A 17,841-nucleotide genomic window follows, 5' to 3' on the forward strand; every position below is an offset into this window, starting at 1 on the left:
GGCTAATCTCCAAAATTTTATTTATACACACGACACCTTTGATATCGTGGTGTGGTGGTTCGATTAAATCAGTTCTAGAAGTTTGTTTTTATTGATCTTTCCTACTGGCGTTTTGGGTAGAACATCAACAAAGATCACGCGATCTGGAATTTTGAAATCCGCCAATCCTCTACCTCGCAAGAATCGCTTGATTTCAATAGGCTTGGGATTTTGCGCTCTACACACCAATGCCGCGCAACTGCGCTCACCAAGGTATTCATCCGGGATCGCAATCACCGCCGCATCGTGAACGGAGTCATGAGCAAGAAGGTGATTCTCCACCTCTTCGGCCGCAATTTTTTCACCACCGCGATTGATTTGGTCCTTATCCCGCCCCACAACTTGCAAATTGCCGGCTTCAGTCATGACGACGATATCCCCAGTACGGTAATAACCAAGATCGGTGAAAGAACGCTGATTGTGTTCCGGTGCATGGTAATAACCCTGAATGGTGTAAGGACCACGCACGAACAAAATCCCCGGAGTCCCTTTCGGAACCGGATTACCTGCTTCGTCTAGTACCAAAAGCTCATCTGCAGGAGACATAGGACGGCCTTGCGTAGTGACAATTTCTGACTCTGGATCATCCAAACGGGTGTAATTTACCAGCCCTTCAGCCATGCCAAACACTTGTTGCAAAGTACAACCAAGCTCTGGCTTCACTCGTTTTGCCGCCTCTTCACTAAAACGAGCGCCACCGACTTGCAGTAACTGAAGTGACGTAATGTTTTGCTGGGTTCTTGCTGCTTCATCTAGCCATAACAACGCCAATGGAGGAACCAAAGCCGCGACAGTGATTTGGTGTTTTTCAATCAAAGAAAAGGCCGTTTGAGGGCTGGCATCTGGCGCTAGTACGACCATGCCACCAGCCATAAAGCAACCCAACGCACCAGGCGAACTTAATGGGAAATTGTGCGCAGCAGGTAAAACGCATAAGTAACGAGTGCAAGCAGAGAACTGACAAACGTCATTGCTCGCACTAACGCTATAAAGGTAATCAATGTGGGTTCTTGGGATGAGCTTTGGCGTACCCGTTGTCCCACCAGAAAGTTGGAAAAAAGCAAAGTCTTCGGCGACATTAGATTGAGCATCAACCTCTTCCAAAAACAGTGTGTTTAGCGCTTGAGCACCGATAGGCATTAAGCTCTCTTCACCAGCCCACACTACCGTTTTTAAACTCGGTAAATCTGCGGCCACTTGTTGAGCTATCTCAGCGGTTTTGACGCCCAATTGAGGTGCGGTAATCAATACTTTCGCTTCTGTAAAATGACAAAAGTATCGAATCTCCGAATAGCGATGCGCAGGTAACGCTAAAACGGGTTGAACCCCAATTTTAAGCAAGGCAAAGAAACTCAAATAAAACTCACCAACGTTGGGCAAATGCAAAACCGCTTTATCACCGGATTTTAGATTGAGCTTGTGCTGGAACCCGGCAGCAAGTTTGTCAACTTGTTCAACTAACGCTTGGTAAGTCCATTGCTGATCGCCCGCAACCAAAGCTACGCATTCTGAATAACGCTGTGCGCTCGCCTCAAGCATCTCTGGGATGGTTTGCTGCGTCCAAAACCCTGCATCGCGATACTTTTGAGTCATCTCTTGCGGCCATGGGGTAAATCCTGATGCCTTCATGTACGGGCGGTTCATTGAACCACCTCCATGTTCTCACGGATTTCAATACCCAATGCGTTAAGCACGGTTCGCATCTTGTTGCCGGTTTCTTCAAGTTCACTTTGTGGCTCTGAGCCAGCAACAATGCCAGCACCCGCGTAAACGCGAAGACGTTTTTTCTCGACCTCAGCACAACGGATCACGACAACCCATTCTCCATTGCCGCGGGCATCCACCCAGCCAACCAGTCCGGTAAAGTAACCACGGTCAAAGGGCTCTACATTGCTGATAAAATCATAAGCCTGCGCTGTAGGGTAACCGCATACCGCAGGTGTCGGGTGCAATGCACTCGCGAGTTTTAATACGCTGGTATTGGCATCTGAAACCATGCCCTCGATACGAGTCGAAAGGTGTAACATCGCTTTGGTTTCAATCACCGATGGCACCATCGGCACATACAAATTGTGGCACCAAGGTTGGAGCGCTTTCTCGACGGCATCCACAACCACCGCATGCTCGTGAAGATCCTTGCTGCTTTCCATCATCAACTCACCTTGTTGTTGGTTCATTGATTCGTTGTCACTGCGACGACGGGAACCTGCTAGCGGGTTGGAGCAAACATGAGAGCCTTTGCGCGAAACAAGAAGCTCAGGGCTAGAGCCCATTAAATATGCATCGGAATGGCTTCCTCCAATGCGAGTCGAAAAGGTGTAGCCACCGGGGTTCTGTTTGAGTAACGTTTTTAGGAAACGAGCGCGATCAATATCCTCTTCCGTCTCGACTTGCATGGTGCGAGACAAAACGACTTTGTCGAGTTCCACATCCTCTCGACAGCAACTCCTTACGGCTTGTTCAACGCTACGCATGTAATCACTAGGATCGGGAATGGGTTGAATAGAAGATGGATGACAATCCGCTAACCCATCCACATCCGACACTTTATCCGGTCGGATTGGTGATGTCGTAATCAGACGTTCAGGGACAATAAAATGTACTGGGTTGTGTTCAGAAAATGGAATCACACCTACAGCGATAGGGTTTTCATTACCCTCTTCCTTCGCCGAATCCAATAATTGGCTGATGTGAGTATCTAATTCTGAGAACCTGACTTGTTGGGAAAATTCGGCAGCAATCCCTTGAGTCAATAACGTCACTGTCGGAGAGCTAAAGAAGAACGAAGCATCATCCGTATGGGCATTAAGAAACTCTGTGAGCATAGTGCTGCTTCCCGTTGAGTTACGAAGCATAATCATCTCTCAAACTGTATTAAACATGGCGTTCCAAATGAGATTCCTTCTCATTTAAGAGGTGAGACTACACACACAAAATCATTTATTCAAACACTTTTGATAATAATTATCATTCGTATTATTTACAATTTTATAAATTAATCCCATAGTATTAATATGGGGAAACGCAAATAATTCTTTAGTCTTATCAGTAAAATAGCCTCAAAATGACCCATAAAAAATGGCTGACACCTTATGCTGTCAGCCATTGATTGTTGTGATAGTTCTTACTTAGAAATGCTTATTAGCCATATTACCCGTTATCAGAAAAACCATACTTCTCATCACTCAGCGATCGTATCTCGTTGAAGCGATCTTGCATCTTGCCTCCGATCAAATCGACACGCCTTTGCATCTCATTCACCCATTCACGATCTGCCATCACTTCACGTGGAAATACGGTGGAGCGCGCATTCTCACCAAGGTACAGAAACGCATCAAATAGTTCCCCGACTGGGGCATCCATCTTATCCATTGCCGCCAGTTTATAGCGCGCTTTAGGTAATAAATCGATGAATCGAAGTGGCTCAATAGGACTATTCGTCACTTCGAGTAGCGCTGGCGATTTTACATTGTGGAAGGTTTGCACGACTTCGGGCTCTGTCATCGGCCAAATTAAATACGTACTATCAGGAAACGCTTGCTCTAATCGAGTCGCAAGCGGCCAAGCGCTGGCTTGCGTTTTCGCGACATAGTCCTTCGGTGCATTCACCAGATGGAAAGCCCCGAAAATCAACAGTGCTTTTTCATTGTGCTCAATTCGCTCTTGAGCAATTTGGTAAAAGTAATCCGTTTTACTCTGCGCCGCTTGTTTCCAAACTTTTGCATCCGCGACACCATCCCATTCAAAGGGCGCTTCCGCGAGATGCACCTGAATTTTTTTGCCTTCAGGTAACAACAAATTACGCGCTCTGATCGCCTTGAAGAAGTTGATATACGCATCTGGCATCCAAGCCATAAAGTAAATCGAACCACGTAGCACCTCATTCAGCTGTGATTCGCTGACCTCACCGCCTGCCAGATATTTATCCAATACAGGTTGATATTTCGCATTACCAAATTCGATCACAATATGGGTGACTTGGTCAGAGAAAGCATCGGTCGAAACCAGTTCCATTGCGTATCGTAAAAAAGCGTCATTCCAATGGTAATCGCCAATCCCAACAAAATGGTGTTGCTCGAATGCCTTCAGAATTGCAGCATCAGCGGGCTTAGCTTGCTCAACCACTTGTTCAATTTTTTGCTCCGGCAAATCGACCTTTGCAAAGTGCGGTAAATACTCACACCCTGAGATCCCAACCAACCCTAAAACCAGTACCAAGGGCTTGATTTTCCAGCCTAATATTTTCATTGAATTCTATACCTCCTTGTTAATATCATGACAACGATAACAAAAATCATTATCATCCATCCAACTTAGATTTCATATTTGTATCGCGAAAGGGAGAAGGTGATGCGTGAAAACCGCTCAGAATTCTACGGCAAACTGTGCTTGGTCACTGGTGCCGGACAAGGGATTGGCCTAGCATGTACTAAAAGCTTATTAGACCAAGGGGCGCATGTTATTGCTTGCGATGTGACTCAAGCAATATTGGATGAACTACAACAAAACTTGTCGACCAACCAGCAACAATGCACCACATTACTTCCGTTTGATCTATCCGATCCACATGCGATCCTCAATGCCTGCCAGAGCCTTCAGCAGGATAACCTCATCCCTGAGCTCATCATCACTTGTGCTGGTACATTACACCTCGCCTCTATTCTCGAACTGCCGTACGAAGCGCTCAATAAAACCCTAGATATCAACTTAAAAGGCACCATGCTACTCACCCAACAGCTTGCAAAAATGTTGGTCGAAAACGGCAGAAAAGGCGCGATTGTCGCAGTAGGATCAAATGCCGCAGACACACCCCGCGTGAAGATGTCCGCCTACTGCACATCTAAAGCTGGCCTGCACATGTGGATACAATGTTTGGGATTAGAACTGGCAGAGCATGGCATTCGCTGCAATATTGTTAGCCCCGGTTCAACCAGAACACCAATGCAAGAGCAAATGTGGAATGAATCTTATGGCGAGCGAGAAACGGTTCAAGGCAACTTAGCGTCGCATCGAATTGGCATTCCGTTAAACAAGATTGCCGAAACCAAAGACATCACCAATGCGATTGAATTTTTGCTCAGTGATAAATCTGGCCATATCACTATGCATGATTTGAGAGTGGATGGCGGAGCAACCTTCTGATCCCCCGCCAAAATATCGGAAAGTTTAACCGTAAAATTTGGGGTGCATGCCCTTCTCTAACTTGCGCCTCACTTTATAGGACACATCAGCTAATGTGATTTTGCCTGAGTTCTTGCGGTCAATCCCCGCGTTTTGGCGATAAGCGATCGAGCCTTTCTTGAAAAGCACATGTGTTGGCGGTTGGCCAATTGCAGCAGGATAAAGGATCGCCATATACACATCCTCAAGACACGCCATGTCATTTCGGTATGGCATAAAGTACGCTTTGACATAATCCAGCTGATCCAGAGCACTCATTTTGGCCAACTTCTTTGTGCTTGTTCCTAAAGCTTCTGCGGTTGAAGGCATAAATTGAATTAACCCTGTCGCACCGCTTCCCGATCCATTTTTAATACTTGGGCTAAATGTCTCAGCCGTTTCAAATGCCATGCAAGCCATCAAATGATTAGGATCGATATTGAGCTCTTTAGAAATGTCGTTAACCTTGATTTTGAACTCTACCGAGACGCGATTTCCCCAAGCAAGGGCATCGGTAGTTGGAACCGATAAAGACGCTGAAGAAACATCATTTTTTTTAAGGAATAAAGATGAAGGTGAAAAAATGTTCAGGTTTTTCGAATTATTATCTATCAACCTGTTTTGAAAGGAAAAAACCTTATCTTTTTTGTGCTTAAGCTTTTCAATTTTTAATAGCTGATACAATCGCTTAGAAACCGTTTTCACGATACAACCACATTTGGAAAACATGTCCCAAACTGTAATCCATTTCTCACTCTTTTAATATCTGTATCAGTTATGAGGCACAAAAATGTGAGGTAGATCAGCGAGCTTTATAAGAAATGGAAAGTTTATAAATAAGACTGTTTGAAAAGCACTCATTTATTCGACCAATAGCATGCTACTTCCCTGCCCTAACCCCTACAAAAATTCCGGCAATAATACTCAACACTGCGACAAATCCAGCGGGGGAAAGGGCAGGTAATGCAACCAACAGTTGTGAATCATTACCGCCACCAGCCATCACCGCACCGAATCCCATCAAGATCCCAGCAGCCAAATGACGCATGTAATGTTTAATTGCAGAAGGCCTAAATTCAAAAGATTTTTTCGCGATTGCTGCTATCACCATGCCCCCGATTAATGCCGCCATTAACGCAAAACGTTCAAACTGAGGCCACTTCATCTCATTTTGATGCCAAATAGAAAGACTCATGTCTTTAAGCAGCCCACTCGGTGTCCAGTGCGGCTCATAAACAAACACTAATCCTGCCATTACTCCAATTCCGAGCATCGATGCCCACAACACTTTATCTTCTCGTTCTAGCCTCCAAACGAACATAACCAACAAAATAGATAAGCCAATTAAAGCGGTATATCGATACAAATAAGGGAGAGAGATCTCTCGGCCAATCACATTGAATGGAAGCAGACTAGAAAAGAACACCCAAGCGATAAACCATCCAAGTATCGTTGAGACCATCACCAACTCGCCGCGAGCAAGGCGACTTACTGTTGAAACACCACATCCACTATTGAATGCCGCCCCAAGACCAAATAAGAAGCCGCCAAGAGCAGAGTAAAGCGTGGGTTGAAATGCCGTAAAGTGACGACCTTCATCGAAAAAATAAGCAAAGCCTACTGCCATCCAACATAAAGTACCGCTCAGTGTGATGGCCAATAGAAACATTGGCTTACCAGATGAAGCTTCTTTAACTCCTCTCACCATGCATAACCCAGTGGTTTGAGCTAAATAGCCTAAGATCGCAATACAAATTAAAGAGAGAAAAAACAATATAACGCCCTCCGTATTGAGTCATTTTTTCGAGGCGTATTGGAGAATAATTGATGATTACATTATAAAAACTATAGACACAGTTTTGACAATCAACGCATTTAGAGAGGGAAATTGGCGTCATAGCTCACGAATTGATGGCTTGAGCATTTGAACGCCAAGACAAGAGAATGATTTGAGGATACTGAACTGTTACTTCTTTTCAAAACACGATGTGGACTTCGGTGCGGGTTCTCCAGGCCAATACGACAGCCAATGCGTTAAGAATCCTTTTTGTTCCTTCTCCAACGAGAATAGTGTCTCCCTAACCCTGTAAACTTGAACACCAAACAGGTTACTTAGCTCCCCATTGGAATAGGATTTAAACCGCACATCTAAACGATGGCCTTGAGTTTTCGTCGAACACACAATCGACTCATCCAACTGGAAACCTTTTGCCTCAAGAGAACAAGAATCTTTCGAAATACTCAATTCGTATTCCGCCCATGTATTCTGACCTGCCGCATTCACCCCTAAGTTTAACTCACATCGGTAATTGCCATCCCAAGAAGGTGGTAACGAAGCCGATGCAGCAAAACTCAATAAAAGCGTGCTTAATAATCCGTTCATATCCTAGCCTATATACCCTGCTTTTAATCCCTTGTGGTACTTACTTGTCACTTTGCTCGAAATTTCACTTAATGTGATATTGCCATCTTTGTCTTTATCAAAGCCTGAGTTCTGCTTGTAAGCAATGGTGCCTCTTTTGAACAACGCATGAGAAGTCGATTTACCAATTGCTGCGGGGTAAAGAATGGCCATATACACATCTTCCAACTTATTAATACGCTTTCGATACGGCCAAAAGTACTTCTTAACATAATCAAGCTGTTTAACAGCAGTCATTTGGGCCAATTTTTCGGTCGTTGTCCCAAGCCCTTTGGCTGTTGCTGGCATAAACTGAATAAGACCCGTTGCTCCACTTCCTGCGGCGTTCTTTATTTTCGGGCTAAACGTCTCGCCAGTTTCAAACGCCATACAAGCCATTAAGAAGTCAGGATGAACATCCAACTCCTTACAAACCAACAAAACCTTATGCTTAAACTCTGGTGAGACCTTTGCGCCCCAAGCGATAGTTTGAATGGGCTGAATGCTTGGCTCCGCTTTCTCAACGACTTGGTTGTGTGAAGTAGAGAATAAAGAAGCAAAACTCTTCGCCTGCTCTTTTGGTTTAACAAGAAACAGCGACAACGCTTTCCATGTTTTACCTTTCACATCAATTAAAGAATCTGGCCTTCGAAACTTCAGCGCCTCTTTTTGAAACCAGTAAATACGTTGCCGTGTGTTTGCACCACATATCCCATCTACCGACAACAACCTCAATGGGCCTATCGTTGCTCGATTGAGCGCCTCTTGCACTAACTTAACATCAGCCTTTTTGTTGATGCCCTTTAAGCCAACAGAATGAGAAAGTTTCATCGTCACCCTCCACTAATGATTGATGACGTGAAACTACTAAAAATGCGCTAAACCTTTGGCGCAGAAAACGGAAAATAGAGTCGACTTCAACCTAATCTGCAACTATTTTGTCAGTCAGTAACCTTTCCTTACTGACCCTAAGATAAAAACTAAGATGCAAGACGCACTGATCAATTGGTATCGACAAAAACATCGCGCATTTGTTGGCGAGAATGCACCATCGAACGCCTCTCAAGAACAGCTGATGTTGCTGCAAGCTCACATATTAGAACCGCTTAGCCAACTTGGGGAGCTCACTATCACCTACGGCTTTACCAACCATAAACTTCTTCGCTTTTTGTTGAGAAACAGCCCAAGAGACATGGGCCCAGATATAGATCAGCATGCTGCCATGGAGCTAAACAGCAAAGGAAGTCGAATTTGCAAGCGAGATGGCGCTGCCTGTGACTTCTATGTACAAGGTTATGAGAAACGAATGGATGAAGTCGCAAAATACGTTTGCATGAACCTCGAATTCGATCGTCTCTACTTCTACGGAAAAGACCGACCTATTCACATCAGTGTTGGTCCTGAAAACACACGCTATGCACTGATTCGAGAAAAACGCAGTGATGGAGTTCGCGTAAACAAGAAAAGTGCAAAAGGCACCGCCACACGGACCTTATTCGATAACTTATAATCGAGGAAACATCATCGAGGACATGGAATGAATGAAGAACAGTTTGCTGAGCTTATTGCGCAGATCAAAGTAGGGAAACAGTTGCCGGATGCTATCTACCTTCATAAAGATGCCTTTAGCGCCCTGCCAACAGTCCTCACTCAATTCATACCTGCGGTAGCAAAAGCCGTTAGCCTAGATGACGAACACTGGAATCTAGTGAAACTGTTTAAAAAAGAATTCCGTCTATCTTTGCTTCACTACCCCGAATTCTACACCGACTCCTACCCTGCGCTAAGACAGAGCTTAAACGTCGACCTATCTAAGTTAAGCCATAAAATCACAAGCTACTCGGATTCTGACAACCCACCGATCCTTCATCGCAAAGAAACCATGGTTTTACCAGAGAGTGAGTACTTTGAGCATTTCACCTCACTCACTCAAGAGGGTGAAAATGCAGGGCTGTATGAGAATAGCCGACTGATTGGGTTTAAGCGCTCTTGGGAAAATCTCATTGCGCGTCATGGCTATGAACTTGTCGACGGGCGTTTGTTCCGCAGCTCTGCTGTCACTCAAGCCGAAGAATCCGAAATTGATAGACACAAAACGGCACTCGTTCGCCATGAACTGTCTGCACCTATGAAAACACTGGTAAAGCATGGCTACCTAGAGGGCTCTCATTCCATTTTTGATTATGGCTGCGGACGTGGCGATGACTTGCGAGAACTGGAGGCGCATGGGCTAGATGCGCTTGGCTGGGATCCTAACTTTCAGCCTGATAACGACAAAGTGAGTTCAGACATCGTCAACCTTGGCTTTGTTCTAAACGTAATTGAAGACCAAGATGAACGTCTAGATGCTTTGTTAGGCGCTTGGGAGCTGGCGGATAAGCTTCTCATTGTTTCTGTCATGCTTGCCAATGAAAGCTACATTGCCCAGTTCAAACCCTACAAAGATGGTGTGATTACTTCCCGTAATACCTTTCAAAAGTATTACGCTCAGTCAGAGATAAAGGCTTATATCGAACGCAGTTTGCAAGAGGATGCCATTACCGTTTCACCCGGCATTTTTTACATCTTCAAAGATAAACTCGAAGAACAGCACTACTTACAAAGCAAATACAAGCGCCACCATAAATGGCAGCAACTCACCTCTCCTGAGCCTGTCGAAGCAAAAGACAAAGCCAAGCTCCTCATCACCCAAAACCAAGAGCTGTTCGACACATTTTGGAACACATGTTTAACGCTTGGTCGTATACCTGCTAACGAAGAATTTGAGCAATCAGACAAAATTAGAGCGCTTATCGGCTCGCACAAAAAAGTGTTTGGTCTGTTGCAAGAAATGTTCGACACCAAAGAGTTCGAAAAAGCAGAAAAGCACCGCAAAGAAGATCTGTTGCTTTACTTTGCGATGGGACTGTTTGAGAAGAGAAAGCCTTACACACAGCAACCAGAATCTCTCAAGCGCGATATCAAAGCTCTGTTTAATGATTATAAAACCGCCCTTAACCTAGCAGCGGAGTTACTGTTTGCGATAGCCGATACAGACTTAATCAACACACAATGTGAAAAGGCCCACCAGCAACTACCTGCAAGTTTATTGAATGAGGGGCATTCTCTTATCCTACATTGTGACTACATCGATGATTTGCCACTCTTACTGCGCACATACGTAGGTGCGGGTTTACAAATGTATGGCGAACTGGATGAAGAAGTCGATTTAGTCAAAATCCATATCACGTCAGGCAAGCTAACCTTAACTGCTTATGACAACTTCGAGCACTCAGTGCCATTTCTGGTTGAGCGCATAAAAATCAAGATGGCAGAGCAAGATATAGACTTCTTCGACTACGTTAATGAAGAACGTAGGCCACCACTGCTCAATAAGCATCTTTACATACCACCCGAACACGAGAACTACAAAAAGCAGCTGAGCTTTGATAAGCGATTAGGAAAGTTAATGGAGTTTGAACCAACTGAAGAGACTCAGATGGTTCGAGCAGAATTTGAGGTACTTTTAAACAAACATAATAAGGAAATCAGAGGGTTTACAGTAAACACGACAGCATCCAACTAAACCTACAGAAAAAACCTGTCCTGCCATAGAAATCTAACCTGCATCCTTGTAAAATGTCACACTTATTTTGGCATACCTATGTAATAATTCGCATAGACAATACCAACACATAACAAACTCCAAGATTAGTTTGTCAAAAAATGACATACCATCTATATTTTATGTCATAGGCAAATAACATAACCTTAGAGCTAACTATGCAAAATCAAGATTCAGGCTATTGCTACTCCTTTCCTGCTGTTAGAGGTATTCAAGCAGGACGTCCGTTTTACATTGCGACGTGTCCTCTTAGGATCATTCCTAAAATTTTCAGTTACAACGAAGACGATGTTCCTCCTGAGCTAAGAGCTCAACGAACGTTGAATAAAACTCGTATTCCTGAAATGGTAAAGTACCTACTTGATAACCCAAAAGATTATGTTTTTTCTGCGCTAACTGTATCTGTAGGTGTCGATATATCATTTGAAGATCATGATGGTGCTCCTAATTTAGGAACTCTAAAAGTTCCTATGGATGCACAAATCTTGATCAATGACGGACAACATCGCCGTAAAGCAATCGAAGAAGCCTTAAGGGAAAACCCGGACTTAGGTCAAGACAATATCCCAGTGTTGTTCTTCATTGATGAAGGACTTACACGCAGCCAACAGATGTTTGCTGATCTAAACAAATACGCGGTAAAACCTAGCCCGTCTCTGGGTACGCTGTATGACCATAGAGATGAAAGCTCCGAGCTTGCTCGCGAATTGGCAACTAAGGTTAAGCCTTTCATCGGTTTAACTGAAATGGAGAAATCCAATATCAGCCCTAAGTCGAACAAGCTATTTACTTTGAGTAGCATCAAACAATCGACTCGCGCACTCTTGAGCAAAGGCCCTAAAGACGGCTTTAGCAAAGAAGAAAAGCAACTTGCTGCTGAATTTTGGGAAGAAGTGACTCGCCACATCAAAGATTGGCAACTAGTCATTGATAAAGAAGTATCCCCAGCACAACTTCGCCAAGAATATATACATGCGCATGGAGTTGGGTTGCATGCTATAGGCGTATTAGGGAAACACCTACTGTGTCAAGAACCAAAACAATGGAAAGAAAAGCTTCAGCAGTTGGACAAAGTTAACTGGTTAAAAACCAATCCGGACTGGATCAAACGAAGTATGAACCACGGCAAACTAAGTAAGTCGACACAGAACATTCAACTTACTGCCAACGCACTAAAAATTGAACTTGGGTTACCACTAACCCCAGAAGAGAAAGCTCTAGAGAAGCAGTTATCATGATACACGAGCTAAAACTGGCAGAAGACCTAGCCGAATACGAAGACTTTATCAACGCAGAAGACTTCGCAAATAACAAACTAAGCCACTACATTGCAGATGTGCAGCGTGTCTACTGTGCAGACAAACGCCCATGGGTAATTGGCTACAGCGGTGGTAAAGACTCATCAGCAGTAATGTCGTTAGTTTACTTGGCACTACTTGGCTTAGAGCCAAAAGACCGCCAGAAACCGGTTTTTGTTGTATCTTCAGACACACTTGTTGAAACACCTGTTGTTGTTAACCACATCAAAGACTCGTTAGCTGCTATTGAGAAAGGCGCGAAGCGCGATAACTTACCTATCACTTGCCATAAAGTCGTCCCTAAAGACAATCAAACGTTTTGGGCAAACTTGCTTGGTAAAGGCTATCCGGCACCAACACGCTCCTTCCGTTGGTGTACAGAACGAATGAAAATTGATCCTGTGAGCGACTTTATCAAGTCTAAAGTCTCACAATTTGACGAAGTGATTGTAGTACTTGGCTCTCGTAGCCAAGAAAGTGCATCGCGTGCGCAAGTCATTGCGAAACACAAAATTGACGGCTCACGATTAGCCCGCCACACAACACTTGCAAATGCGTTTATTTTTACCCCTATCGATACATGGGGTGTAGACGATGTTTGGAAGCTATTGCGCCTTTGCCACCTAGAAACTAAGCAAACCCCGTACGGGCCTAAGAACATTTGGATCGATGAGTATGATCTTGAATGGGAAAATCCGTGGGGCGGCAAAAACCTTGTGCTGTGGAATCTCTACAAAGACTCTTCTGGTCAAGGCGAATGCCCAATGGTCATCGATGAGACAACACCATCTTGTGGTAACTCTCGCTTTGGTTGCTGGACCTGTACTGTCGTAACGAAAGACCGTGCAATGGAAAGTCTTATCCAGAATGGTGAGCAGTGGATGGCTCCTCTTCTTGAGTTTCGTAATAAGCTGTCAATGACAACCGATCCTGCGAACAAAGAAGAGTACCGAAACCATAAACGTCGCACAGGTAAAGTTAGCTACCAATACGCAAAAGAAGGCGAAGACATCGCAACAGAGCGCAAGCACGTTCCAGGCCCGTACTGGCTGAAGTATCGCCGTCAGTGGTTGCGCGAGTTGCTTGAACTGGATAAGAAGTTTAAAGCTGAAGGAAGGGAGATCGAGCTGATCACAGTACCTGAACTTCATGCTATTCGCCAAGAGTGGATTCACGATCCAAATGAGCCAGACTGGGACGACTCTCTACCTACTATTTTCAAAGAAGTTTATGGTTACGACCTTGATTGGGTATATGACGATAACGCAAGTTTTGGTAAAGATGACGCACAACTCATCCATGAGCTTTGTGACAACTTTGATATTGAACCAGAGATGATCATGAAGCTTATCGAGCTAGAAGTCTCGATGGAAGGTTTAAGCCGTCGTAGCGGTATTTCAAATAAAATCGCATCGCTATTAAAAAGAGATTGGGGAAGCTTAGAAGAAATCAAACAGAAGCATGCTTCATTACAGAGTAAAGCCGAGTTTGATATCCACCAAAAAGAGATCGAGCGCTATAACGAACAACTTGCCGATCTAGATAAGCAGCTTCAAAAAGAGTTTTAAATACTGAAATGTTAATTACAAAACTAACTCTCAACAACTTTCGAGTGTTCCGTGGCGTACATGAAATTGACTTGCGCCCTGCTCCTGCTCGTCTGAGTAAAAATGGCCCTATTGAAGGAACCGAACGACCAATTATTTTGTTTGGTGGCCTTAACGGTGCTGGTAAAACATCGATTCTGACAGCTGTACGACTCGCTCTTTTTGGCCGTCAATCATTTAACCAAGTGTTGTCAAATGGTGAGTACGTTGATGCCCTTTCCGAACTTATCCATAAAGGCGTCGGCCATGGCGGAGTTCAAGATAACGCATCGATTGAGCTTGAGTTTAAATACAGCCAAAACGGCGAAGAAAACACTTATAAAGTGATTCGCGGCTGGAAACGCGGTAAGAAAGATAGCCTGTGTCTTGAGAAAGATGGCATCCAAATCCCAGAGCTCAACTACGAGCAGTGTCAGGGTTTCCTCAACGAATTGATCCCAACAGGTATCGCTGACCTTTTCTTCTTCGACGGCGAGAAAATCGCAGAGCTTGCGGAAGATGAGTCAGGCAGCGTACTCAAAACAGCAGTGCGTCGCCTACTCGGTTTAGATGTTATCGCAAAGCTCAAGAGTGACTTAAATATCTTCTTGAAGAAACAAGGTTCTAGTGCACTAAGCCAATCGCTAAAAGAGGAAATGGATTCTCTTGATGAGCAACGTATCAGCCACGAGCGCAATGCAGAGAAACTTCGTGGTGAAGCTGACATCGTTGATGCACAAATTGAGCTCGTATCACGTGATATCCTTAGCCTAGAGAATAAGCTATCTCAAAACGGCGGCGCTTGGGCTAAAACTCGAGAAGATGAACAACAAAAAGTAGATAGCTTGCTTAAAGAGAAAGTCGAGCTTGAAAAGCAAATCCGCATGGAGATGGAGACAAGTCTTCCATTCGCACTAGCACCTAATACAATGCAGCGCCTTCAAACTCAGATCAAGCAAGAACAACAGATTAAGAAGAAACAGAACTTTGGCAATGAGCTGGACTCATTCTTAGAAACACTGCGTTCAAAGTACCCAAGTTTTGATACCGAGATGGCTCAAAGTGCGATTGCTGATAGCTTTAAAGCACACGTGGGTGAGTTTGATTCTGCCGAGCTGCTTTTGGATATCTCCGATCGTCAAGCGAATACTATTGACTATCAACTCTCTAATCTGTCTCGAGAATCTTTTTCACGTTTCGATGAAGCACGAGTACGTCTTCAAAACGTAGAAGAAGAGATCGATAACGCCTCAAACAATATTGCACGAGCTCCTGAGCAAGAGCAGGTGCAAGAGCTTTTTGCAGACGTCCGCGCATTAGATAAGAAAAAAGAAAAGCTGATTATCGAATACCATGCTTTGCTTGAAGAAGCAAAACGCGAATTGCGCCAAGCACTAGAGACAGCTCGTCAAATTCAGAAGCTACACGATAAGAATAAAGATCAATCCAATAAAGATCAGAGTATTAGCAATGCCCAAAACTCAATCTTATTGCTTGAGAAATTTGGTGAACAGTTAACTAAAGCTCGCGTCAACCAGTTAGAGAATGAGTTCGTCCAGTCTTACAAGAAGCTGGCTCGTAAAGAAGATTTGCAGCTATCCGCTTCAATTAACCCATCATCGTTTGATGTTGAGTTAGTAGACGAACATGGTATTAAGATCAATCGCAAAGCAATGTCTGCTGGTGAAAAACAGATCTACGCGATCTCGATTCTGGAAGCACTAGGCCGTACATCGGGTCGAAAACTGCCAATTATTATTGATACGCCACTAGGTCGCTTAGACTCGCACCACCGTGACAAACTGGTCGAAAATTACTTCCCTACCGCCAGCCACCAAGTTGTGATTCTATCTACTGATACAGAAATCGATAGAAACTACACCAGCCTTATTCAAGACGATATTGCTCGTACTTACGAAATCTGTTTTGATGGTACAACTAAGTCTTCAACTTTGAAGGAAGGTTACTTCTGGAGAGAAACAATTAAGGAGGCTGTGTAATGCTACCTAATCGTATGAATCTGACTCGCACTACTGAAGAGCAGCTTAAAAAGTTGAAGGGCTATACTGGTATCACTCCAAACGTGTCGGCACGTATTGCTTTCTTCCGTTCAATAGAAAGTGATTTTCGATACCAAGGTCAAGAAGCCAAGCTAGACGGTTCACTTGTGTTAGACAAATATACTTGGCTTGGTGAGACTAGTGATGTAACAGAGCTAATGTTGAAGATGTACTACCCAAAGCTTGATAGTAAAGAATACCAGCAAGCTTGGGCAGCACATGTTGAGGATGGGATTGCATCAATCAGGAACCATAAGCATCTATCAAAAATCGCAAAGGCCATTCTCTAATGAAAGTTTGCAACGCTAAGCCTATTCTCAATAATGAAAATAAAATAGAGCACAGTAGTCAAGTAAAGCTAAACTATACAGAAATAGTTGTACCGCCTTGCGATAAGAAAACAAATGCCAATAGTTTATTTGGTTTGCCTATAGCCGAAATCACTGCAGTTACTTCTACATTTACTGTTGTTATATCATTATTTGTTGCTTTCTTTACGATTAGAAAATATTCAAAAGATCATAAACATCAATCTTTGCTTTTGGAGCGGGAAAAAAACAAAGAGGAAATATTAAAAGCAAAGGAAAAAATAGAAAAATTTTATGGTCCTATTAATTCTTTATTAGAAGAATCCAGAATTATTTACAAGTACTTTGCCGTCCAAGAAAAACTACAATATGAAAAAAATGGTGATTATTTTAGAGCACTTAACTTTTTCACTGAACCGGAACAAAAAAACGACAAATCAAGAATTTTAAATAAAATTAAGATTAGTCCCCCAAAATCAGGGGCAGATAAACTATCATTACACGATCGTGAGCTCTTTAGCCATATAATTGATATTTCAGATAAGATAACAGATCTCATAGAAAATCAAAGTGGCCACGTTGATAACCCTGCATTACATATTCTCCTAGGAAAGCTAACTGCTCATTATAGAATAGTAAAATCTGCATTTGAGGGTAAAATTTCCGAACAGAACACCCATTTAGACGACGTTGTTTTTCCACTAGAAATTAATGGAGCAATTAATAGTGAAATCAACAAACTTCTACTTATAATTAACAAAAAAAACACCCAAGAAAATATCAACGTAGCTAACAATAAAAATGTAAAGTATTATGATGATAATTGTATCTCATATAATAACATCACTAAAAAAGTTGATATGAGCGCCATCTATAAAAAAGTCAGAAAGCACGTTGCAAATGGCTCAAACATATTAGATGCAGGTTGTGGTGCTGGTAGAGACACCGAATATTTCATAAAGCATGGTTTCAAGGTTTCTTCTTTTGATGCATCCATTAATATGGTCAATATCTGTAATGAGTACCCATTTGCTTTTTGTGAACAAAAGGTATTTTCTTCAATTAATTATCCACAGCTTTTTGATCTCGTCTGGGCTAGTGCATCTCTGTTACATTTAGACAAAGAAGAGTTTAAACATGCAATACAAAAACTGTTCAAAGCGCTAAAACCAAGTGGTTATCTTTACTTTTCCTTAAAGCTAAAAAAAGACACAATCGGAAGTTCTAAAAATGGCTCTAGGACTTTTTACTATCATGAAACAGATGAAGTAATTAAACTACTAGAACAAGAATTCAAGATGGATAAGATAGAAATTTGGAATACAGAAAGTAGTTTGAAAAATGATGATACTTTCATAAATTTCTTATATAAAAAGTGAAAATCG

At 43.0% G+C, this 17,841-nt stretch carries 15 protein-coding genes; 8 read left to right on the plus strand and 7 right to left on the minus strand.

The window, feature by feature from the left end; genetic code table 11:
* Positions 1 to 63: 63 nt before the first annotated feature.
* The 3 genes from ITG12_RS06525 to ITG12_RS06535 form a co-directional block, all read right to left on the minus strand.
* Positions 64 to 1,683, minus strand: coding sequence for a (2,3-dihydroxybenzoyl)adenylate synthase (locus ITG12_RS06525; RefSeq protein ID WP_248873861.1), 1,620 nt, complete (start codon positions 1,681 to 1,683; stop codon positions 64 to 66).
* Complete coding sequence (locus ITG12_RS06530; protein WP_248873862.1) at positions 1,680 to 2,900, minus strand: isochorismate synthase; 1,221 nt, start codon at positions 2,898 to 2,900, stop codon at positions 1,680 to 1,682. The genes ITG12_RS06525 and ITG12_RS06530 overlap by 4 nt, the downstream gene beginning before the upstream one ends.
* 289 nt (positions 2,901 to 3,189) lie before the next feature.
* Positions 3,190 to 4,287, minus strand: coding sequence for a hypothetical protein (locus ITG12_RS06535; protein ID WP_248873863.1), 1,098 nt, complete (start codon positions 4,285 to 4,287; stop codon positions 3,190 to 3,192).
* A gap of 102 nt (positions 4,288 to 4,389) precedes the next feature.
* Here ITG12_RS06535 and ITG12_RS06540 point away from each other — a divergent pair, with 102 nt between their 5' ends.
* Positions 4,390 to 5,181 (plus strand): 2,3-dihydro-2,3-dihydroxybenzoate dehydrogenase, encoded by a 792-nt coding sequence (locus ITG12_RS06540; RefSeq protein ID WP_248873864.1) that lies wholly within the window; start codon positions 4,390 to 4,392, stop codon positions 5,179 to 5,181.
* A 24-nt stretch (positions 5,182 to 5,205) separates the two neighbouring features.
* Here ITG12_RS06540 and ITG12_RS06545 read toward each other — a convergent pair whose 3' ends face one another.
* The 4 genes from ITG12_RS06545 to ITG12_RS06560 all read right to left on the minus strand — a co-directional run bounded on the left by ITG12_RS06545 (position 5,206) and on the right by ITG12_RS06560 (position 8,431).
* Positions 5,206 to 5,928, minus strand: a complete 723-nt coding sequence (locus tag ITG12_RS06545) for a transglycosylase SLT domain-containing protein (RefSeq protein WP_063344621.1) — start codon at positions 5,926 to 5,928, stop codon at positions 5,206 to 5,208.
* Between the two features lie 151 nt (positions 5,929 to 6,079).
* Complete coding sequence (locus ITG12_RS06550; protein WP_248873865.1) at positions 6,080 to 6,907, minus strand: YeeE/YedE thiosulfate transporter family protein; 828 nt, start codon at positions 6,905 to 6,907, stop codon at positions 6,080 to 6,082.
* A 258-nt stretch (positions 6,908 to 7,165) separates the two neighbouring features.
* Complete coding sequence (locus ITG12_RS06555; protein WP_248873866.1) at positions 7,166 to 7,582, minus strand: DUF5991 domain-containing protein; 417 nt, start codon at positions 7,580 to 7,582, stop codon at positions 7,166 to 7,168.
* A 3-nt stretch (positions 7,583 to 7,585) separates the two neighbouring features.
* Complete coding sequence (locus tag ITG12_RS06560; protein WP_248873867.1) at positions 7,586 to 8,431, minus strand: lytic transglycosylase domain-containing protein; 846 nt, start codon at positions 8,429 to 8,431, stop codon at positions 7,586 to 7,588.
* Between the two features lie 154 nt (positions 8,432 to 8,585).
* Here ITG12_RS06560 and ITG12_RS06565 point away from each other — a divergent pair, with 154 nt between their 5' ends.
* The 7 genes from ITG12_RS06565 (at position 8,586) to ITG12_RS06595 (ending at position 17,835) form a co-directional block, all read left to right on the plus strand.
* On the plus strand, positions 8,586 to 9,110 hold the full coding sequence (locus tag ITG12_RS06565; RefSeq protein WP_248873868.1) for a hypothetical protein: 525 nt from the start codon (positions 8,586 to 8,588) through the stop codon (positions 9,108 to 9,110).
* A gap of 27 nt (positions 9,111 to 9,137) precedes the next feature.
* Positions 9,138 to 11,165, plus strand: a complete 2,028-nt coding sequence (locus tag ITG12_RS06570; RefSeq protein ID WP_248873869.1) for a DNA phosphorothioation-associated putative methyltransferase — start codon at positions 9,138 to 9,140, stop codon at positions 11,163 to 11,165.
* Positions 11,166 to 11,362: 197 nt separating this feature from the next.
* Positions 11,363 to 12,442 carry a DNA sulfur modification protein DndB gene (gene dndB / locus ITG12_RS06575; RefSeq protein ID WP_104046517.1) on the plus strand — a complete coding sequence of 360 codons (1,080 nt, stop codon included), beginning with the start codon at positions 11,363 to 11,365 and terminating at the stop codon, positions 12,440 to 12,442.
* Positions 12,439 to 14,070, plus strand: a complete 1,632-nt coding sequence (locus tag ITG12_RS06580) for a DNA phosphorothioation system sulfurtransferase DndC (RefSeq protein ID WP_005446512.1) — start codon at positions 12,439 to 12,441, stop codon at positions 14,068 to 14,070. The genes dndB and ITG12_RS06580 overlap by 4 nt, the downstream gene beginning before the upstream one ends.
* A gap of 8 nt (positions 14,071 to 14,078) precedes the next feature.
* A complete protein-coding gene (gene dndD, locus ITG12_RS06585; protein ID WP_248873870.1) occupies positions 14,079 to 16,088 on the plus strand; it encodes a DNA sulfur modification protein DndD in 2,010 nt (669 codons plus the stop codon).
* Positions 16,088 to 16,438, plus strand: a complete 351-nt coding sequence (gene dndE / locus ITG12_RS06590; RefSeq protein WP_248873871.1) for a DNA sulfur modification protein DndE — start codon at positions 16,088 to 16,090, stop codon at positions 16,436 to 16,438. The genes dndD and dndE overlap by 1 nt, the downstream gene beginning before the upstream one ends.
* A complete protein-coding gene (locus tag ITG12_RS06595; RefSeq protein ID WP_248873872.1) occupies positions 16,438 to 17,835 on the plus strand; it encodes a class I SAM-dependent methyltransferase in 1,398 nt (465 codons plus the stop codon). Before dndE ends, ITG12_RS06595 begins: the two co-directional genes overlap by 1 nt.
* The last annotated feature ends 6 nt before the right edge of the window (positions 17,836 to 17,841 follow it).

The organism is Vibrio sp. ED002, from assembly GCF_023277445.1.
GTDB lineage: Bacteria > Pseudomonadota > Gammaproteobacteria > Enterobacterales > Vibrionaceae > Vibrio > Vibrio jasicida.